Raw genomic sequence first — 21,062 nt, 5'->3', positions numbered from 1 at the left:
TTTTAAACTAATTATGAAGAACCTAGCTACGGCTTTCCTATTTCTAATTTCCTTGTCCGTCTTGGGCCAAGAACCTTCCGCAACAATAGCCGGTATTGTTACCGATGCTTCCGGAAAACCTTTATCCTTTGCTAGTGTTGTTTTAGAAGAACTAAAACTGGGTGTTCTTACAGATGATAACGGGGCGTATACTATTGAAAAAGTCCCCAGTGGAAACCACAGGATAATGATTTCCTTTATCGGGTACGGCACGCGGTCACGGACTATTGAAGTCAATGAAAACACAAATAGCATACGCCTTGATTTCTCTCTACGGGAAAATGTGGAAAATCTAGACGAGGTAACCGTAAGCGGAAAAACAGAGAAAACAGCCCTTGAGACTAAGGGTTTCTCGGTAAATTCAATTGAGACCAAAGAAGCTGGGCTTAGAAGTATTCAAACTAATGAACTACTGAACACTACAGTGGGCGTAAAAATTAGACAGAACGGTGGTTTGGGGTCTAATGTACAATACAGTTTAAACGGTTTGTCCGGAAGATCGGTCAGCATTTTTATAGATGGTATTCCTATTTCTATATATGGTTCTTCCTTTAGCTTGAACAGCATTCCGCCTTCTATGATCAAAAACATTGAAGTTTACAAAGGCGTAGTACCAGGACACTTATCCAGTGACGCCGTTGGTGGGGCCATTAATATTGTACTCCATGAAGGAGGTAAGAACAATTTAAATGCATCTGTTTCATACGGATCTTTCAACACCCTGCAAACCAATCTGAACGGAGCCTATAGACATGATACATCAGGATTCACCGTAAAAGCATCAGCCTTTCACAACTACTCGGACAACGATTACAAAATCTGGGGCAGGACTATTGTAGATATAGCTCCCAATGGAGTTCAAACACCAATTGTAGCCAGAAGGTTCAATGACGCTTACCGGTCTACGGGAGGCATGGCCCAAATAGGGTTTACCAATGTTAATTGGGCCGATCAATTTTTAGTGGGCGTTACCGCTTCTGATGAATACAATGAAGTACAGCACGGTACTTTCGTTACCATATCACCTTATAAAGGTCGTTTTTTAGAGTCGGATGCCGTACTGGGCAATCTAACCTATCAAAAGAAAGATTTGTTCACTAAAGGCTTAGACGTAAACGTTACTGGTGTGTACGGCAAACGTAATCGTATAATTAATGATACGGTGGCGCAAGCTTATACATGGGCAGGAACCAGATTAATTGGTTTTGATGGAGAACCACACGAATATACCTGGGGTTCACAAAGTGAAAATGGGCCAACACTAGCCAAGATAACCCGAAATGTTTCTTCTATCCGTTCAGGTCTTTCGTATGCTATAAATGACAACCATAAAGTCTTACTAAACCATGTTTATAGCGGTGTAGACCGTGAAGACAGCGATGAAATGGTATCGTTATTAGAAAACACCTTTCAAGAAACTAGTGACCTATACAAGAATATTATTTCGTTAAGCTACGAACTTAAAGCGTTTGACAATAAGTTTAAAATCAATGCTTTTGGAAAACAGTATATGCAAAAAGTACTGAACACTAGGCCCGTATTTAATGAAGATAATACAGAAGTAATAAATGAAGTTTACCAAAGCGATAATGACTATACCGGATACGGTTTTGCGGCTTCATATATTGTTTTTCCAACCCTTACACTATTAACCTCGGCCGAAAAAGCCATTCGTCTACCGAGTGAAAATGAGGTTTTTGGGGATGCAGGAGACAATTTGCTCCCCAACTTAACCATTCAACCGGAAACCAGTAATAATCTTAACATTGGTTTTAGGCTTGGGAAATTCAATTTTGACAAACACGGTTTTACATTGACCTCTAACTTCTTTGCTAGAAATATTGAAAACAGAATAGGGTTACCGGCCAATGCAGACGGACTAAGGGAAAGTGATGAGTTTGTTCAATACACCAATCTAGAAAACACTGCGGAATCCAAAGGAATTGAAGCCGAATTCTTTTATACGTATGACAATAATCTTGGCTTCAATTTTAACATAACCCGCATGAGCTTAACCACGGTAAATTCGGGAGTTGAAACAAATGTTCCCAACGTTCCCTTGTTTACCATGAATGCCGGATTACGGTATACTATCAAGGATTTTATACAATCAAAATCACTCTTAAACCTATTTTATAACACCTACTATACAGATGAATTTGCATTCAAATTCGCAGCAGGTACTAATACTACAGGAGAAGAGGAATTCTTTATTCCTGAACAGATATCTCATGACTTTGGATTGAGCTATACATTTCCCAAAAAGAATTTTGTAATGAGTTTTGATGTCAAGAATATTTTTGACCAGGCCATTTATGATAACCTATCCGTACAAAAACCAGGACGAGGCTTTTATTTAAAATTGAACTGCATAATCAATAATCTTTAATCACTTAATAGAACTAACATGAAAACAACTTTTTTAAACTTTAAAACATTGGCTTCCGTATGGCTTCTAGCTGGTTTAATGACCGCTTGTAGTAGCGATGATGGTACTGTTACACCCGATACCGACTCAGAAACTGAGACCGAAACAGAAACGGAAACCGAAGAAGACGGTAGATGGATAACCATTGCCGGAGCCAAAATGGGTGATACCCCTGGTGACGGAAACGGGGGAACCTTAATTTATTCCGTAACCAGTAAAGATGCTAAGGACCCTACGGTTCAAATAGATCCTTTTAACAATGGTTTTGTAGCACCATCTAACAGAACGGCAAGACTACAAGCTTCTGAAGACGGCAATACCGTTTTCAATATTAGTTATGCCGGAGATACCGGAGGAAATTACAGTAAATATACCGTAGAAGGTGGTGGAACTTTCAATCCAACCGGGTCTGAAATAAGTATAGCCCCTTATGTTGGTACTGCTCCTAGATGGATCAAATTGTTTGATGGGGACAAAACCGGTGCTGCCGTTTACGTCTCTACAGAGCACCAAGTTGATGACAATGACACCCCTGATGATGTAACCGATGACACCTATCTGCACACAAATTCTACTATTGGCGTTGTTACTTTAGACTTAGTGGATTCTCAAATCAACAACTTTGAAGAGCATGTTATTACGTTAAGCGAAGAAGAATCTGCAGCAGGCTACTACATCTCTAGAATAGATATGCCAACACTTAATGCCGCTGGAGACAAATTATACATTGGTGCGCGCTTAAGCAAGATAGACCCGACTACTTTAGAAAGTGATAGTGGTGATTATGAGATTCTTGGTTCCAAAACTATTGTATTGGACTATCCTTCTTTATTGAACCCAACGCTAATTACTTCTAGCGTAGGACACGGTAATACCAACGGTTACCGTAGCATCAACGCATTTTTGTATGACGGAAGCGTATACCAAGCTAACCAGAGTGATCCTGAAGGTTCTCATATTTTAAAAATTGGAGCTGACAATTTGTATGACGATTCGTATGATTTTAATTTAGATGATGCCTTGGGTGTTGATGGTGCTTATGTATTGGCCTGGAGACCAGCACCAAACGGAAAAGCAGTTTTAGCCTACCGTCATGATGGTTCCGCAGAAGGTATTTCGGGGAGAGGAGAAAGCTTTTTTGCCCTAGTTGACTTGAATGCAAAAACAGCAACCAAAATAACCGATATTCCTTACGAGGTAGATTTTGAATTATTCCAGTACCAAGGGTATGCCGTAGACGGAAACGAAATTTACCTTACTCAAGCACCCGTTGGTAAAAACGGAAATATTTATGTTATAGATACGGAAACTGGAACTGTAACCAAAGGTGCCGAGCTAATTAATGTGGAAGGAAGCCATTTTATCGGCGCTTGGTAAACCATTATAACTTTTAGTAAACTATACCATTATCGGGTAACAAAGCCCGGTAATGGTTTTAGTAATTTGAAATCTAATATACACGGCCATGAAAAAAAATAGTATCAGAACTTTTGCCTTAGTTCTCAGCTTTGCATTTATCTCTTTAAGTGCCATCGCACAAAGGAATACACCCAAAGACCCCAATCCATTCTTAAATAGGGACTATTGGGAAAAACAACCAAGTATTAGTACCATTCAAGCTACAATGAAGGAGGGCCATTCAGTTACTCAAGCAAACAGAGGTGGGTTTGATGCTACTACTTTTGCCATTTTTGGCAATAATCCTGTAAGTACCGTTCAATTTTTAATGGAACAAGGTAATGATATAAACAAGCGTACACACGATTCGCGCACCTATGTTTTTTGGGCCGCATCAAGTGGCAATGTAGACCTTGTAAAACATTTAATAAAACAAGGCGCCAATCTAGACCTTGTTGATTCCCATGGATACGGACCTATTTCTTTTACGGCAGCTACCGGTCAACAAGATTTCACTATATATGATGCATTTATCGCCGGAGGTGCCGAGTTAAAAAACGAGAAGGACCACCACGGAAAAAACGCCTTATTAGTGGCTATTGGAAGAGCTAAAGACCTAAAAATTGTAGACTATTTTATAGAAAAAGGTCTGTCACTAGACAGTGAAGATAATGATGGTAACGGGGCATTCCATTACGCAGCACAAGGCGGAAATATCACTATTCTTAAGGAATTGATAGAACGCGGCATTTCGACCTCAAAGAATGAAACTACCGGTGAAAATGCTATTTTCTTTGCAAGTAAAGGTAGAGATGCATCCGTTGACCTTTTCAAATATTTGGAGCAACTAGGTATTGCTGCCAATGTTACGACCAAAAAAGGACAGAATCCTTTGCACAATTTAGCCAGCTCAGCTAAAGACATTTCAATTTTTGATTTTTTCATATCTAAAGGTGTAGATCCAAATGCAATTGATGACGAAGGAAATACCCCTCTTTTAAACGCTGCAGAAAGAAATGAACTTAAGGTTGTAAAATACTTTGCCGAAAAGTCAATGGATATTGACCACGCCGATAAGAAAGGACAAACCGCTTTGGCCATTGCGATTCAAAATAACGGAGCGGATGTGGTGACTTACTTAATTTCCAAAGGTGCCGATGCAAATATTAAGGATGACAAAGGCAACAATCTGGCTTATTACCTTTTTAATGGTCGTGGTAAACCTCGTGATTTTGATGCTAAGATAACCGCATTAAAAAAAGCAGGTTTTGATTTTAAACAACTGCAAGCAGATAACAGTTCTGTATGGCATCTAGCAGTTTCTAAAAACAACCTAGATTTACTAAAGAAAGTAAGCGTATTTAGTGCCGACATCAATGCCAAAGACAATGATGGAAATACTCCATTACATTATGCGGCCATGAAAACCGAAAATACAGAAATTTTAAAGTATTTGATAGCTAACGGTGCCGACCTAAAATCTACCACAGAGTTTGGTGAAACTGCACACGACCTGGCAAGCGAAAATGAACTGTTGGCCAAAAACAAGGTTAATCTTCAATTTTTAAATTAATAGTACATGAAAAATATAATTTTTAAGACGGTTGGTGCCCTTTGTTTGGCTTCTGCATTCTTTGTATTATCTTCTTTTATAAAAGAACCTGAAGTAAGTTACAAATGTATGATTCAAATGACCAACTATACAGGTGAGAAAGCTTATGTAGTGGTTTCATTGATAAATCCTGAAGGAAAATATGAAAAGACGCTTTACGTTCAAGGAGATGATAAAGAGTGGTTTCCTGATTTAAAGGAATGGTGGAAATTCAGTGATGGCACTAAAGAAAATGTTGATGCCATTTCGGGCGCTACCATTGGTAACGGCGAAAGAAACATCATTTCTTTAGGCTTTGACGCCTCTCATATTGATGCCGGTTATAAGGTTCGCTTTGAGTCAGCTGTAGAAAACCAGGAATATTATGCCATAGATGCAGAGATAGACTTGAATTCGGCAACTATAAAAGAGAAAGTAGACGGTAAAGGTTACATCCGCTATATTAGAATGGTACCAAACAGATAATTTTTATGATTGTATCGGTATGGAGGTATAGCCATTTGCTTTTTGCCATTGCCTCTTCTGTTTTTCTTTTGATTGCATCGGTTACCGGTGTTATTCTTGCTGTAGAACCAATTTCCAACAAAATTGAACCCTACAGTGTTTCCGGCGCAGATAAACTTTCTTTGTCGGAAACCCTAGAACATATCAATACAAAATATGAAGAAGTACTTGCGGTAAAACGAGACCGAAATGGTTTTGTAAGCATTACGGTTATCTTAGATGGAAAGAATGAAGAATTCTACATTGATCCATTTACCGGTGAAAAATTGGGAAATCTTATTCAAAAAAAACCTCTTTTCCAGTTTGCTACAAACCTACACCGATCGTTATTTCTAAAATCTACGGGGCGCTTTCTAATCGGATTCGCCTCGTTTTTACTAATTCTCATCAGTATTTCGGGTATTGTTCTAATTGCCAAGAGACAAGGCGGGTATAAGCAATTCTTTGCACCCGTTGTTCGTGAAAATTTTTCACAATACCATCACGTTGTATACGCCAGATTTTCTTTATTTCCGTTATTAGTGCTAGCCATTACGGGCGTATATCTTTCACTTCTTCGGTTTGATGTTATTCCGGATTCCAACGTTTCATTACAAGTAGATTTTGATGCTATCCAAGAAGAACCTTTTAAAAAATATACGGAATTTGACTTTTTTAAAACTACCTCTCTTTCCGAACTACGTGAACTGGAATACCCCTTTTCAGAATTTGTAGAGGATTACTATATCATCCGCTTAAGAGATAGGGAATTATATCTCAACCAAGTTACCGGAGATATCTTAGCCGAAGAAAAATATCCCACCGTACAGGTCATGTCTTCTTGGGCTACGGTATTACACACCGGAGAAGGAAGCATTCTATGGTCCATCGTACTTGGCTTGGGAAGCCTAGCCATTCCCTTTTTAACGGTTACCGGCTTTATCGTTTATTTTAAAAGGCCTAAAACCAAGATCAAAAATGAGCATTCGAAAAGTGAAAGTGAATATGTGGTTTTGGTAGGCACCGAAGGGGGCACTACGCTTCAATTTGCTCAAGAGTTACACAAACAAATTTTGAAATCGGGTAAAAAATGCCATTTAGCATTAATGAACCAATACACCCATTTCAAGAAAATGGAGCATTTAATAGTCATTACAGCTACATACGGACAAGGAGAAGCACCAGCATCTGCCGAAAAGTTTATACAATTGGTCAAAAAGAATCCCCAGAAACAGGCTTTTGATTTTAGCGTAGTGGGCTTTGGATCTACCGCCTATCCCAATTTTTGTCAGTTTGCTTATGAAACCCATGAAGCTTTAAGAGAGGTAAATAACAGTACTGCTTTACAAGAGGTCTTTACGGTTAACGACCAATCTTTTGAGTCTTTCAACAATTGGTGTTCGGTTTGGGCCAACCAAATGGGATTGCCCATTCATCTGGAAAAGCCAAAATTGGTTACCACTTCAAAACCTGCCTCCACTTTTAAAGTCATTCATAAAGCGGAACTACCTGAAGACGATACCTTCTTATTGAGCCTTAAAAATTTGAACGGGTCAAAACCAGTTTCGGGGGATTTATTATCGGTCGTACCTGCCGATGGAGCACGAGAGCGGTTATATTCAATTGGCAAGTTAAATACGGACACCCTTGTAATCAGCATTCGTAGGCACGAAAAAGGACTATGTTCCAACTACTTGCATCAACTGGAAGATGGACAAAAACTGACCGCCACGGTTGTAAACAACAGAAATTTCCATTTTCCTAAAAACTCTAAAAAAACAGTATTTATAGCAACCGGAACGGGTATAGGTCCTTTTTTAGGAATGATACAGGAGAATATAAAAAGAAAGGAAATTCACTTGTACTGGGGAGCACGCACCAAAGACGCCTTCCATCTTTATAAAGATTATATTGAAACGGCTTTGCAAGAAGGCAAGTTGACCAATTTTAAAACCGCCTATTCTCGCCAGCAAGCCGATAAAATATATGTTCAGCACCTAATTAAACAAGATCAAGAATTGTTTTTAGAGGTTTTGAAGAATAAGGGATGCATTATGATCTGTGGTTCCATAGCCATGCAAAAAGAAGTACTACAAGAACTACAGGAACTGAGCAACGCATATTTAGGTAAGGATCTTAGCCATTATCAAAACCGAAAGCAGATTAAAATGGACTGTTATTAGACAAGTAGGATATTAAGCTTGAACAATAAAGCTAGAGCATTAAGTTTTCTGCTTCTTTTTACGTGCCGCAGGAAACAAAACATTGTTCAAAATTAGACGATACCCAGGAGAATTGGGGTGCAGCTCCAGTTCCGTTTTGGGGTCCCCTACCCTATGCTGGTAGTCTTCTGGGTCATGGCCGCCATAAAACGTAAAAAAGCCCTTTCCTTTAACCCCGTGAATATATCGTGCCTCGCCATTCAGTTTATTTTCTCCCAACACCATTACCGTGGGTTTTACCTCATCTCTGTTAAAGGCGGTGGTCTGCCCCATAAAACCTTTTACCAAAGCCGTATGGTTCTGGCAAAGCATGGTGGGCACGGCATCCCATTTGGCGGAAAAATCCATTAACGAAAAATAATCGGATTCTTTGGGAACGTTGCCCCGTTTGCTGGTCATGTCTATGGAAGAAAACTCGTATTTAAGTGGGTTTCGCTCTAAAGTAAAGTCCGTGAAGGCAAAAGTTTTACTATAATCCAGCTTACTTTGGTAGTTGGCATCACTGGGGTCATTGTCAAACATGGGCTCGCAAATATCCACTCCTTCCGCGGAAAGCGCTATATCAAAACTATCCGTAGCCGAACACATGGCGAACATGAATCCTCCACCAATGACATATTTCCTAATTTTCTGCGCTACCGCACCTTTCTCCTCCGAAACTTTAGAAAAACCATGCTCCGCAGCCATTGCTTCAGCCTCCTTTTTTTGTTCTATATACCAAGGAGCGGCACGGTATGCGCCATAGAACTTTCCATACTGACCGGTAAAATCTTCGTGGTGCAGGTGCAACCAATCATAAAGAGCCAATTTATCTCCCAGTACCTCATCATCATAAACGGTAACATAGGGAATCTCGGCATAGGTCAAAACCATGGTAACGGCATCGTCCCAAGGTTGGTTTCCTTTTGGGGAATAAACGGCAATTTTCGGGGCCTTTTCAAGAATTACGGCATCTTGATTTTTGGAAGGACTACTAATTTCTTCCAGTATACCTTGTGTCTGGCCATCCGATAAAATTTCAAAGGAAACCCCACGTATTTGACATTCCTTTCGGATAACATCTCCATCAGGCAATAAAAAGGATCCGCCTCTATAGTTTAAAAGCCACTGTACCTTTTGTTGTTTACTTAGCACCCAATAGGTAATTCCGTAAGCTTTTAGATGATCTCTCTGGCTCTCGGCATCCATAGGTATTAAAATGGAAGATGCAGAAAGTTGTAGAACCCCAACAAGTATGAAAAAAATTGACATGAACGATTTCACCATGTTTCTAGCACTTAGATTTTTTCTAAAGATACTTGAAAAACCGCGCTTTTTAAGGCACACAAAGTTAAAGCTATTTGAAAACTGCTGGATTTTTCTTAGTTATATTGTTTTAGAAAGGAACATCGCTATCCTCATCCGCACTTAGATCATTCATAGAGCTACCAAATGCTTGGTTGGCATCCGGCAAGTTCTTTGTGATAAACGGATTATCCTCATTTTCGTTCATTTTGGATTGGAACTCAAATGGAGAATCAAAATCATCCAAGTTGTCAAACTTACCAAGGTTACCGATAAATTTCAGACGAATGTTCTCAAGACCACCATTACGGTGTTTTGCTACAATAAACTCTGCTTGACCTTGGGTTGGGCTTCTTTCTTCGTCATCCCACTCATCAATTTTATAATACTCCGGACGGAAAATGAACGATACAATATCCGCATCCTGCTCAATCGCACCAGATTCACGTAAATCCGAAAGTAAAGGTCTTTTACTACCGCCACGGGTTTCAACGGCACGAGACAGCTGAGAAAGTGCAATTACAGGAATATTCAATTCCTTTGCCAGGGCCTTAAGGTTACGCGAAATTGTAGAAATCTCCTGTTCACGGTTACCCCCTTTACCGGTTCCACCGGCGGTCATTAACTGCAAGTAGTCAATGATAATAATCTTAATGTCATGCTGCGAGGCCAAACGTCTGGCCTTTGCACGTAAATCAAAAATGGATAAGGACGGTGTATCATCTATAAACAATGGGGCTTTCTCCAACGCTTTTACCTTTACGTTCAATTGCTCCCACTCGTGTTTTTCCAGTTTACCGGTCCTTAATTTTTCGGACGACAGTCCGGTTTCCGAAGAAATCAAACGGGTAATAAGCTGTACAGATGACATCTCACAGGAAAAGAAAGCAACACCCTGCCCACCATCTACCGCAATATTACGCGCCATAGATAAGGTTAATGCCGTTTTACCCATACCAGGACGCGCCGCAACAATAATTAAATCACTGGGCTGCCATCCAGAGGTTAATTTATCCAATTTATCAAAGCCGGTAGCAATACCGCTCATCCCCTCTTTATTGGAAATTTCCTCAATCTTTTTCTTGGCTTGGATTACCAAATCCATAGCTGTCTCCGCAGATCGTTTAAGATTCCCTTGAGTTACGTCGTACAATTTAGATTCCGCACTATCCAAAAGGTCAAAAACGTCCGTAGATTCATCATAAGCCTCTTCAATGATCTCGTTGGATATTTTTATTAAGCTACGCTGAATATACTTTTGAAGAATAATACGCGCATGGAACTCAATGTGGGCAGATGAAGCCACTTTTTGAGTGAGTTTTATAAGGTAAAAATCCCCTCCTACGGCATCCAATCGTCCGTCTCGCTTTAATTGTGACGAAACCGTTAATAAATCCACTGGTTCGGAACTTTCGAACAGCTTAAAAATGGCTTCATAGATAAAACGATGGGCATCTTTATAGAAAACATCAGGATGTAGGATATCTATTACTTCATCTACCCCCTTTTTATCAATCATCATCGCACCAAGAACAACCTCCTCTAAATCAACTGATTGTGGCGGAATTTTACCACGCTCTAAATTGATTAGGGTAGATTTATCTATTTTACGGGCTACGACCGGATTAATTTTTTCCATTTCACGAAATTATGCAATTAACTAAAAAATAAAGCGAAGTAAAGTTAACAGGTAATGAACATTATACTGTTAATAAGTTACAATTTTATGTTGATAACAAAAAAAATCTGAGAAAAGTCTTTCTCAGATTTTAGTCAGCTTGATAAAAGTGTCCGTTAACCGTTAAAAACACCCATTTGGGCGTATTTTTCCATTCGGGTATTGACCAATTCTTTTGGGGATAACTTTTCTAAAGCCTCAAATTGAGTCAATATTTTGTTTTTTACCACCTCAAAAGTTTTTTCCCGATTTGCGTGGGCACCACCTGCCGGTTCGCGCACGATTTCATCGATCAACTTTAATTTTTTCATATCCGTAGCCGTAAGTTTCAACGCTTCTGCAGCTACTTCTTTATACTCCCAGCTTCTCCATAGAATAGAAGAACAGGATTCTGGGGATATTACGGAGTACCATGTGTTTTCCAACATCAATACCTTGTCTCCTACTCCTATGCCCAAAGCTCCACCGGAAGCTCCCTCTCCAATGATAACCACTATAATAGGTACTTTAAGGCGAGTCATTTCAAGAATGTTACGGGCAATTGCCTCTCCTTGACCACGTTCTTCCGCTTCAATACCAGCGGCACCACCTGGGGTATCTATGAAACATACTACAGGAACATTAAATTTCTCCGCAGATTTCATTAATCGTAAAGCTTTGCGGTAACCTTCCGGGTTGGCCATACCAAAATTCCGATACTGCCTAGTTTTTGTATTGTACCCTTTTTGCTGACCAATGAACATAAAGCTCTGATCACCAATTTTACCTAAACCACCGATCATAGCCTTATCATCCTTTACATTCCTATCACCGTGAAGTTCCAAAAATGTATCGCCACAAATAGCGTTGATGTAGTCTAAAGTATAAGGTCTATTAGGGTGCCTGGACAACTGTACGCGTTGCCATGCGGTAAGGTTTTTATATATTTCTTTTCGGGTATCGGCTAACTTCTTTTCAATCTGCTTACAGGTCTCCGACACATCTACTTCGCTTTCCTCCCCAATAATCATGCATTTATCCAGCTGGTCTTCAAGCTCTTTTATAGGGAGTTCAAAATCGAGATATTCCATTAGTGTAATAGGTTTAGTTTGATAGGCAAATATAGGATTTTAAGCTTATGTCCTGAAGGGTTTTTTAAACCTTCTCTTATTTTTCAGTATTCCGTTGGCAATGACCGTCAATAGGATGATGCCTCCACCAACATAAAATAGGGGGTTCATTTTCTCCGACTCGCCAAAAATAATAAACGCCAGAATTATTCCATAAATAGGCTCCAAATTTATTGTGAGCATTACCGTATACGGACTTATATATTTCAAAATTTTAACCGATGCTATAAAGGCGTAGGCAGTACAAATTGATGCAAGTATAAACAGATAGAGCAAGTCGTTTTGCGATAGACTAAAAAACTCTGCATTAAACCTTCCTTGAAACGCCAAAAATAAAGTCAACAGCCCCACCCCACTTACCAATTCATAAAAAGAAATTACAGAAGGTCTTTCCTTTTGTACGAGCTTCCCGTTGATCAATGAGAAAAACGCCGACAAAAACGCGGATATTAAGGCTAAAACTATACCGTACAGATACTCCGTATCTACCTTAAAAATCAGGTACAGTCCAAGCATAACAACGATACCAAAAACAATTTCATACCAAATCATCTTCCGCTTGTACCAAAAGGGCTCAATTATCGCCGTAAAAAAAGCACCCGTAGAAATCGTGGCCAAAGCAATGGACACATTAGATACCTTAATGGCCAAAAAGAAAGTTACCCAGTGTAGCGCTATTACGATTCCTGCTCCTATAAGTGCCCAAAACATACCCTTCGAAACCTTTAAGGAGTATTTCTTGGCTATAACATAGATCAAGATAAATATTGAGGCGATAAGCATCCGGTACCATACCAAAGGCATAGCCTCTAACGTAATAAGTTTACCCAATACCGCCGTAAAGCCCCAAATAAAAACAATAAGATGTAAGTGCAGGTAATTTTTTAGCTGAGCCCCCATAAAAGCCTATTTAAACGAAAACGCGTTACCGCTTTGCCTTTTGCAGTAAAACTACAGCCAGCACTCCAAAAATCATATTGGGTATAAGTACTGCCAATAAAGGCGAAAAGCCAGACTGCTCCGCAAGCGTACCAAAAACTTTATCAAAGAAAACAAAGACAAAGGCCACTATAATTCCAAAGGCAAGGTTAACCCCCATACCTCCACGCCTCTTTACGGACGACACAGCTACAGCGATTATCGTTAATATAAAAGCTGTAATAGGCAGAGCCCATCTTTTATACTTTACCAAGATATAGGTATTGATGTTGGATGCCCCTTTTAACCTTTGGTCCTTTATAAACCGGTTCAGTTCAAAAATATTCTTGGTTTCCGCGGCATAGGACACCGGGGTAAGGTCTCCAATTTGAAAAGAGAAAAGGGTATCTAAACGACGCTTGGTTTCCACCAAAGCCGTATCATTGAGAATCTTTCGTTTTTTATAGGTAGTTAAACGGTACACACTATCCTTATCTACATATCTGATATTGGCCGCCGATATTTTGAACTCCAACTCATTTTCTTCGTTAAACCTTTCAAAAGTAAAGTTGTATCCAATCTGTCTAGCAGGATCAAAACTGCTCACATAAATAAAATCATTGGCGTTTAACTGTGTAAAAATATTATTGGTAACCCGGTCCTGCTTTCCTTTCTTAAGATACTTGTATTTAAACTCGTTAAAACCCTTGCTAGCATTAGGTACTATGAACATACCCATAACAAACATAATTACCGCAATAATAGAGGCTCCAATAATATAGGGGCGCAAGAATCTAGAGTACGATACACCTGAACTAAGAATGGCCACAATTTCCGTATTTCCCGCCAATTTAGAGGTAAAGAAAATTATAGACAGAAAGAGGAAAATAGGAAATAGAAGACTTCCTATATAGATAGTAAAGTTTCCAAAATAGACGAGTATTTCATCCAACGGAGCTTCATTGGCTTGCATTTTTCCAATTTGCTCGGCCAAATGCGCCATGATTCCAATAGGAATAAATAGCAAGATCATCACCGAGAAAGTGACCAAATATCGCTTAAGTATATATTTATCTAATATGGTAAGCACTACAATCGTTTATCCATTTGTTTAACCATACGGTCTTTCCATTCCGTAAAATCTCCTGCTAAAATATGCTTTCGAGCTTCACGAACCAACCAAAGATAAAATCCTAGGTTGTGAATAGTGGCTATTTGTTTGCCCAAATACTCCTTAGCTACGAACAAATGACGCAAATAGGCCTTTGAATACTCTAGGTCTACAAAGGTAATTCCCATTTCATCTACCGGAGAAAAATCATCTTCCCACTTTTTGTTCTTAATATTTATAGTGCCATGAGCGGTAAACAACATTCCGTTTCTAGCGTTTCGCGTAGGCATCACACAATCAAACATATCAATTCCTAAGGCTATGTTCTCCAAAATATTAATAGGCGTACCTACCCCCATTAAATACCTAGGTTTGTCTTCCGGTAAAATTTCACAGACCACCTCGGTCATACCATACATTTCTTCCGCAGGTTCCCCAACGGATAAACCGCCTATGGCATTACCTTCGGCACCAACGCCAGCAATGTACTCCGCAGAGCGTTTTCTTAAATCTTTATAGGTAGAACCTTGTACAATAGGAAAGAACGTTTGTGAATAATCGTACTCAAAAGGTGTTTTCTTTAAGTGCGCAATACAACGCTCCAACCATCTATGGGTCATGTGCATGGAACGTTCTGCATACCGGTAATCACAGGGATAAGGTGTGCATTCATCAAAGGCCATTATAATATCGGCCCCGATCACACGCTGTATTTCCATTACGTTTTCCGGTGTAAAAAGGTGTGTAGAACCGTCTATATGCGATTTAAACTTTACCCCTTCCTCTTTTATTTTTCGGTTTCCGGAAAGTGAGTATACTTGGTATCCTCCACTGTCTGTTAGAATATTTCTATCCCACCCCATAAATTTATGGAGTCCTCCAGCTTTCTTTAATATTTCGGTTTTAGGCCGAAGAAAAAGATGGTATGTATTCCCAAGAATAATATCTGGGTTTATCTCCTCCTTTAGCTCCCTTTGATGCACACTTTTTACGGATGCAACCGTACCAACCGGCATGAATATAGGGGTTTCTATTACTCCGTGATCGGTAACCATAGTTCCGGCACGAGCTTTACTTTTGGGGTCTGTGTGGTGTAATGTAAACTTCAAAATAGTATTTATGGGCGCAAAGATAAACAACTGCCTAGCATAAAAGGCTTAACGAAAAAATAAAGTTTGCATCTACCAAATAGTCCTAGGCCATAACTATACTTTTGAATCGGTAGGCATTCCTCAATTATAGGCTTTTTGGTCAAACAACCCCTTATTGTTCAAAATATTGGCATCTGTTGCTTTTGTCACTCTTTTTTTGATTTGAGGGCAAAAATAAACAAGGTCCTATTTGTATTCCCAAAAGATTGCGATTACATTTGAAAATTACTAAAAACGAACATTTACAAATGGCAAAATTAGACGAACTACAAGATATCGTAGTACAGACCCGAAGGGACATTCTACGTATGGTACATAAAGTAAATTCAGGTCACCCAGGGGGGTCTTTGGGCTGTACTGAATTTTTGGTAGCACTTTATAATGAGGTAATGGACCTTAAAGAAGGTTTTGATATGGACGGTAAAGACGAAGATCTTTTCTTCCTTTCCAACGGACACATATCTCCTGTATTTTACAGTGTTTTGGCCAGAAAAGGATATTTCCCGGTAGAAGAGTTGAACACATTTCGTTTATTGGACTCCCGTCTACAAGGTCACCCAACCACTCATGAAGGTCTTCCCGGCGTTCGTGTAGCTTCAGGTTCATTGGGCCAAGGTATGTCTGTAGCAATTGGTGCCGCTTTAGGTAAAAAATTAAACGGAGACGATAAATTGGTATACAGCCTTCACGGTGATGGCGAACTTCAAGAAGGTCAAAACTGGGAAGCAATCATGTATGCCGCAGGAAACAAAGTAGACAACCTAATTTCTACTATTGACAGAAACGGACAGCAAATAGATGGCCCTACGGAAGAAATCCTTCCGCTAGGAAACCTAAAAGAAAAATTTGAAGTTTTTGGTTGGGATGTTATTGAGGTTGCAGAAGGTAATAATCTTGAAGCTATAGTTAACGGTCTTAACGAAGCAAAAAGCAGAACCGGAAAAGGAAAACCTGTATGTATCATTTTGGATACAATGATGGGTAATGGTGTAGACTTTATGATGCACACGCACGCATGGCACGGTAAAGCGCCCAGTGATGAGCAACTAGAGAACGCTTTGGGTCAAAATCCTGAAACTTTAGGTGATTATTAAAATTCCGCAACTATCTTAAAATTTTAGTTTTCCGCTTTACGGAAACGACAAAAACGAAACACAATGACAAAATATATAGATCAAGGAAAAAACGATACTAGAAGTGGCTACGGAGCTGCCATGACGGAATTGGGAAGAACCAACCCTAATGTTGTAGCCCTTTGTGCCGATTTAATTGGATCGCTAAAAATTCAACCTTTTATTGATGAGAATCCGGAAAGATTCTTTCAAGTAGGTATTGCCGAAGCTAACATGATGGGTATTGCTGCAGGTCTTACCATTGGTGGTAAAATTCCTTTTGCAAGTACATTTGCCAACTTTGCTACAGGAAGGGTTTATGACCAAATTCGCCAGTCTATTGCCTATTCTGGTAAGAACGTAAAAATATGTGCTTCCCATGCCGGTGTAACCCTTGGAGAAGATGGTGCTACCCACCAGATTCTAGAAGACATAGGTATGATGAAAATGCTTCCTGGCATGACCGTTATCAACCCATGTGATTACAACCAAACAAAAGCAGCTACCTTGGCCATTGCCGAGCATGAAGGACCTGTTTACCTACGTTTTGGTAGACCTAAAGTGGCCAACTTTACTCCGGTTGACCAAAAGTTCGAAATTGGAAAAGCACTTATGCTTAGCGAAGGTACGGATGTTACCATCGTTGCTACAGGACATTTAGTTTGGGAAGCGCTGATCGCTGCTGAGAAATTGGAAGAGCAAGGTATTTCTGCAGAGGTTATCAATTTCCATACGATTAAGCCTTTTGATGAGGAAGCTCTGTTAAAATCCGTTAAAAAAACAGGTTGTGTTGTATCTGCTGAAGAGCACAATTTCTTAGGCGGACTTGGAGAGAGTGTTGCTAGAACCCTTAGTATTCATAATCCTACGCCTCAAGAGTTTGTTGCAACCCAAGATACTTTTGGTGAAAGTGGTACTCCTGAACAGCTTATGGAGAAGTACGGTTTAAACAATAAAGCTATTGAAAAGGCCGTTTTAAAGGTATTGAAAAGGAAATAACAATGGTATCGTTTTTGATACTGTTGTGGTATTAAAAACGAGAACATATGAGAAAAACACTCCTTACGGCAGTTTTTGCTTTGATAAGCATTGCTGCATTTTCACAAAAAGATTTAGTTGAAATTGGCGTTAAGGCCGGTCTTAACTATAGCGCCAACGGAGATTATTTTGAATCTATTGGTGATGCGGCCAGAGATCCAGACCGAAACATGGGTTACCACTTAGGTCTTTTCACTAAAATAGGCGTTAACCGCATCTATTTTAGACCTGAGTTAATGTACACCAAAACCAAGTCTGATTATAGCGGTGATAAGTTTGACATAAGTAAGTTAGACATGCCCTTACTGGTAGGTGTAAAAATTATAGGTCCGCTGCACGTATTTGCAGGTCCTTCGTTTCAGTATATTCTTGATACCGAGTTTGATGGTATCTCAATAGATGATATTGAAAATGATTTTAGCGTAGGAGCCAATATAGGCGCCGGTGTAGATTTAGGAAAGCTGGGAATTGATATTAGGTACGAAAGAGGTTTTAACAGCAACGAGGCTACCTTTATCAATACGAACATTACCAACTTAGGCCCTAGTCGTGTAGATGCGCGCCCAGACCAGTTGATCGTTAGTTTATCTTTGACGTTATAAGGAAACTGTTATTATAAAAAGAAATCCCGAAACATATGTTTCGGGATTTCTTTTTATTTATAGGTAGTAAATAATTCTACTTCTTAGTTTGTATCGGCATCTAGATAATCAGGAATACCATCTCCATCGGCATCATCGTTGAACAAGTAACCGTCTTTGTTCGTGTCCTCTTCAATAGACGGAATACCATCACCATCATGGTCTGACTGATTTACCGCAAACATATCCATCTTAAAAATTAATGGGCTGTAGTCAGGTATACTACCTCTTGCTATATTGAAATAACCCAAACCAGATGGAAAAATTATCATTCCAACACCATATCCGTTTACAGAATACGTACCATCTTCATTAATCTCCGCAGGTGCTCCTCCTTTTAAAAGTGCAGCTCCCTCAGAAAAACCCCTAGCAGGAGTACCTGAAACAGTGGATGTTGCCGGCGCTTGTAAACTTGCCAAATCAAACCATACTGGATCATTTTCATTATTATCGTCAAAGACAGTACCATCAATAAGATTTCCACTGTAGCGTACAAAAGCAGAATCGGCCACGCTTAAAGCATCACCAACACCCTCCCGAGCTTCCAAATAGTACAACGTGTGTTTTGTATTCGTTTCTTCCCCAGAAATCAAGAAATGTGTAGAAGGTACGTTTACTTCAATAGGAACCACTTGGTCCAAAAGAGGTGTTTTATCAGAATCACCCTCACCTATTTCCTTTATTTCAATTTTAAAATCAAAATCCTCAGCGGGGTTTTCAAACTCGGCATAATTGTAATAATGCGTTTTAAGATATTCTTGAATCTCCGCTTCATCTTCACTTAAAACTTCACTTAACGGTCTTGGTGGTTCAATCGTTACACCTCCATCATCATTATTACAAGAGTACAGTACAACCACTAACGCCGATAAGGCAACTATTCGATTCAAATTCATCAATTCATTTTTACAGGCGGCAAGATACAATTTTCCCTTATTTTTGTAGAGAGCCTTAACAAAGATTTTTAATAGTTATGCGAATTGATAAGTACTTGTGGAGTACCCGTTATTTTAAGACCCGAAACATTGCCTCTACGGCCTGTAAAAAAGGTCAGGTAAAAATTAATGACCAAGTGGCGAAACCTTCTCGAGAAGTGTACCCAATGGATAAAATTATAGTGAGGAAGGAACAAATTAACCTACAACTAACGGTTCTGGACATTCCCAAAAGCAGAGTGGGCGCCAAATTGGTTGATATTTACCGTACGGATACGACTCCTAAAGAAGCTTTTGAACATAACGAACTTCTTAAACAGGCCAAAGAACATTACCGCAAGAAAGGAACCGGAAGACCTACTAAAAAAGACCGTCGTGATATTGAGGAGTATTTGGAAGACCCGAACCAAGCTCCTGAAGATTTTAAAAGCACCGAATAAAAAGAGTGAATTTGCATAGCGTTGGCTATCTTTGAATTGAAAATACCCGTTTATGGAGAACAAAATACTTACCCACCAGCAAATACAGCATAAAATAGAGCGTATAGCTTATCAGATATACGAGGCCAATGTTGAGGAAAAAGAAATTATTATTGCCGGTATAGATGGTGGAGGACTGAATTTTGCCAAAAAATTGCAACGGGTACTCAAAAAAGTAACCGATGCCGAAATAACACTTTGCAAGGTTATGATGGACAAAGAAAATCCATTACAAAGTGGCGTACAGACTTCTATTCCAGAGTCGGAATACACAGATAAATCCATTGTGTTGGTAGATGATGTGCTTAACTCCGGTACTACCCTTATTTACGGTGTTCATCATTTTCTAAAAACACCGGTAAAACAACTTAAGACAGCTGTTCTAGTAAATAGAAACCATAAAAAATATCCTGTGAAGGCAGATTATAAAGGTATTTCCTTATCTACCTCACTGCAAGAGCATGTACATGTACTGTTTCAGGCTAAAAATGATATGGTCTACCTAGACTAATAAGGGTCCCATTTCGGCCACAATTTCCTCTGGGTTTTTTCCGTCCGAACTAATGACCTTATCTGTTTGGTTATAGAAATAACTTCTTTCAAAAAGGTGCTTACCAATAAACTCCGGTAATTCATCTTCCGGTATATTCATTATTAACGGACGTTGGTCCTTTTCCTTTAAAAGACGATTGACAAGTTGGGCTATAGATACTTTTAGATAAATAGCATTTTTTGTAGCATCTAGAACTGCTTGCATATTGTTACCATAACACGGGGTACCACCTCCTAAGGACAACACAAAATTGTCCTTTTGGGCAAGTACTTCATTTAGGTACGCGTATTCCTTTTTTCTAAAATAAAGTTCTCCTTTAGTTTTGAAAATATCGGGTACGGGCATTTGCTCCGCTTCCTCAATGTAGTTATCCAGATCTATAAATTCTAAACCTCTTTCTTTGGATAGCAACTTGCCAATTGTGCTCTTGCCACTACCCATATAACCCAACAATACTATTTTCACAATTTTATTTTAATGTAAAAGTGGCTTATTTCTAGGGGTTTTCAAAAAAAAATAAATTTATCTCAAAAAGGGCTTGGAAAATAAAGTAATCGACTTATATTTGCACCCGCATTGAGGGAATCAATCCTTATTTGTTATTGACCTGGTAGCTCAGTTGGTAGAGCATCTCCCTTTTAAGGAGAGGGTCCTGGGTTCGAGCCCCAGCCAGGTCACCAATTAAATAACAGCCTCTTGAACAAATAAAGAGGCTTTTTTATTTAATTATGTGAGCCGTTTTTTTTTTAGAAAAATACACACATTAATTTTTGACATTATGACCTGGTAGCTCAGTTGGTAGAGCATCTCCCTTTTAAGGAGAGGGTCCTGGGTTCGAGCCCCAGCCAGGTCACAAAAACCTCTTCATAGA

At 39.3% G+C, this 21,062-nt stretch carries 18 protein-coding genes and 2 tRNA genes; 12 read left to right on the top strand and 8 right to left on the bottom strand.

Going from position 1 to position 21,062, the window contains the following annotated elements; genetic code table 11:
* Nucleotides 1-13 precede the first annotated feature (13 nt).
* The 5 genes from H9565_RS18535 to H9565_RS18515 all read left to right on the top strand — a co-directional run bounded on the left by H9565_RS18535 (nucleotide 14) and on the right by H9565_RS18515 (nucleotide 8,143).
* Nucleotides 14-2,428: a TonB-dependent receptor gene (locus tag H9565_RS18535; protein WP_215441870.1), complete on the top strand. Its 2,415-nt coding sequence runs from the start codon at nucleotides 14-16 to the stop codon at nucleotides 2,426-2,428.
* A gap of 18 nt (nucleotides 2,429-2,446) precedes the next feature.
* On the top strand, nucleotides 2,447-3,844 hold the full coding sequence (locus H9565_RS18530) for a hypothetical protein (RefSeq protein ID WP_215441869.1): 1,398 nt from the start codon (nucleotides 2,447-2,449) through the stop codon (nucleotides 3,842-3,844).
* 88 nt (nucleotides 3,845-3,932) lie between these two features.
* Complete coding sequence (locus H9565_RS18525) at nucleotides 3,933-5,438, top strand: ankyrin repeat domain-containing protein (protein ID WP_215441868.1); 1,506 nt, start codon at nucleotides 3,933-3,935, stop codon at nucleotides 5,436-5,438.
* A 6-nt stretch (nucleotides 5,439-5,444) separates the two neighbouring features.
* Nucleotides 5,445-5,942, top strand: coding sequence for a DUF2271 domain-containing protein (locus tag H9565_RS18520; RefSeq protein WP_215441867.1), 498 nt, complete (start codon nucleotides 5,445-5,447; stop codon nucleotides 5,940-5,942).
* Nucleotides 5,943-5,947: 5 nt separating this feature from the next.
* Entirely contained in the window at nucleotides 5,948-8,143 is a 2,196-nt protein-coding gene (locus tag H9565_RS18515) for a PepSY domain-containing protein (protein ID WP_215441866.1), read from the top strand.
* 39 nt (nucleotides 8,144-8,182) lie between these two features.
* On the opposite strand, the gene H9565_RS18510 is transcribed toward H9565_RS18515, so the two are convergent.
* From H9565_RS18510 to tgt, 6 genes are all read right to left on the bottom strand, one after another.
* Nucleotides 8,183-9,433, bottom strand: coding sequence for an asparagine synthetase B (locus H9565_RS18510; RefSeq protein ID WP_215441865.1), 1,251 nt, complete (start codon nucleotides 9,431-9,433; stop codon nucleotides 8,183-8,185).
* A 124-nt stretch (nucleotides 9,434-9,557) separates the two neighbouring features.
* Nucleotides 9,558-11,105, bottom strand: a complete 1,548-nt coding sequence (gene dnaB / locus H9565_RS18505) for a replicative DNA helicase (protein WP_215441864.1) — start codon at nucleotides 11,103-11,105, stop codon at nucleotides 9,558-9,560.
* A gap of 155 nt (nucleotides 11,106-11,260) precedes the next feature.
* Complete coding sequence (locus H9565_RS18500; RefSeq protein ID WP_215441863.1) at nucleotides 11,261-12,214, bottom strand: acetyl-CoA carboxylase carboxyltransferase subunit alpha; 954 nt, start codon at nucleotides 12,212-12,214, stop codon at nucleotides 11,261-11,263.
* A gap of 45 nt (nucleotides 12,215-12,259) precedes the next feature.
* Nucleotides 12,260-13,153 (bottom strand): DMT family transporter, encoded by an 894-nt coding sequence (locus tag H9565_RS18495; protein ID WP_215441862.1) that lies wholly within the window; start codon nucleotides 13,151-13,153, stop codon nucleotides 12,260-12,262.
* A gap of 25 nt (nucleotides 13,154-13,178) precedes the next feature.
* The gene (locus tag H9565_RS18490) at nucleotides 13,179-14,261 is read right to left on the bottom strand and encodes an LptF/LptG family permease (protein ID WP_215441861.1); all 1,083 of its coding nucleotides are present in this window, start codon (nucleotides 14,259-14,261) and stop codon (nucleotides 13,179-13,181) included.
* Nucleotides 14,261-15,391, bottom strand: a complete 1,131-nt coding sequence (tgt, locus tag H9565_RS18485) for a tRNA guanosine(34) transglycosylase Tgt (RefSeq protein ID WP_215441860.1) — start codon at nucleotides 15,389-15,391, stop codon at nucleotides 14,261-14,263. The genes H9565_RS18490 and tgt overlap by 1 nt, the downstream gene beginning before the upstream one ends.
* 266 nt (nucleotides 15,392-15,657) lie before the next feature.
* Between tgt and H9565_RS18480 the strand changes: the two genes are divergently transcribed.
* The 3 genes from H9565_RS18480 (at nucleotide 15,658) to H9565_RS18470 (ending at nucleotide 18,185) form a co-directional block, all read left to right on the top strand.
* The gene (locus tag H9565_RS18480; protein WP_289041482.1) at nucleotides 15,658-16,527 is read left to right on the top strand and encodes a transketolase; all 870 of its coding nucleotides are present in this window, start codon (nucleotides 15,658-15,660) and stop codon (nucleotides 16,525-16,527) included.
* A 63-nt stretch (nucleotides 16,528-16,590) separates the two neighbouring features.
* Nucleotides 16,591-17,544, top strand: coding sequence for a transketolase family protein (locus tag H9565_RS18475; RefSeq protein WP_215441858.1), 954 nt, complete (start codon nucleotides 16,591-16,593; stop codon nucleotides 17,542-17,544).
* A 47-nt stretch (nucleotides 17,545-17,591) separates the two neighbouring features.
* Nucleotides 17,592-18,185: a porin family protein gene (locus tag H9565_RS18470; RefSeq protein WP_215441857.1), complete on the top strand. Its 594-nt coding sequence runs from the start codon at nucleotides 17,592-17,594 to the stop codon at nucleotides 18,183-18,185.
* Between the two features lie 83 nt (nucleotides 18,186-18,268).
* Here the strand turns inward: H9565_RS18470 and H9565_RS18465 are convergent, their stop codons facing one another.
* Complete coding sequence (locus H9565_RS18465) at nucleotides 18,269-19,120, bottom strand: FKBP-type peptidyl-prolyl cis-trans isomerase (RefSeq protein WP_215441856.1); 852 nt, start codon at nucleotides 19,118-19,120, stop codon at nucleotides 18,269-18,271.
* Nucleotides 19,121-19,197: 77 nt separating this feature from the next.
* Between H9565_RS18465 and H9565_RS18460 the strand changes: the two genes are divergently transcribed.
* Both H9565_RS18460 and H9565_RS18455 read left to right on the top strand, forming a co-directional pair.
* On the top strand, nucleotides 19,198-19,599 hold the full coding sequence (locus tag H9565_RS18460; protein WP_215441855.1) for an RNA-binding S4 domain-containing protein: 402 nt from the start codon (nucleotides 19,198-19,200) through the stop codon (nucleotides 19,597-19,599).
* A gap of 52 nt (nucleotides 19,600-19,651) precedes the next feature.
* A complete protein-coding gene (locus H9565_RS18455) occupies nucleotides 19,652-20,149 on the top strand; it encodes a phosphoribosyltransferase family protein (RefSeq protein ID WP_215441854.1) in 498 nt (165 codons plus the stop codon).
* On the opposite strand, the gene H9565_RS18450 is transcribed toward H9565_RS18455, so the two are convergent.
* Nucleotides 20,141-20,656: a shikimate kinase gene (locus H9565_RS18450; protein ID WP_215441853.1), complete on the bottom strand. Its 516-nt coding sequence runs from the start codon at nucleotides 20,654-20,656 to the stop codon at nucleotides 20,141-20,143. The genes H9565_RS18455 and H9565_RS18450 overlap by 9 nt on opposite strands.
* Nucleotides 20,657-20,795: 139 nt before the next feature.
* On the opposite strand from H9565_RS18450, the gene H9565_RS18445 reads away from it, so the two are divergent.
* Nucleotides 20,796-20,871 (top strand) — tRNA-Lys (locus H9565_RS18445).
* A 100-nt stretch (nucleotides 20,872-20,971) separates the two neighbouring features.
* A tRNA-Lys gene (locus H9565_RS18440) sits at nucleotides 20,972-21,044 on the top strand.
* The last annotated feature ends 18 nt before the right edge of the window (nucleotides 21,045-21,062 follow it).

The organism is Zobellia russellii (genome assembly GCF_018728565.1).
Classification (GTDB): Bacteria; Bacteroidota; Bacteroidia; order Flavobacteriales; family Flavobacteriaceae; genus Zobellia; species Zobellia russellii.
Note: the sequence above shows the minus strand (reverse complement) of the source record. Positions and strands in the feature narration are given on the sequence as shown.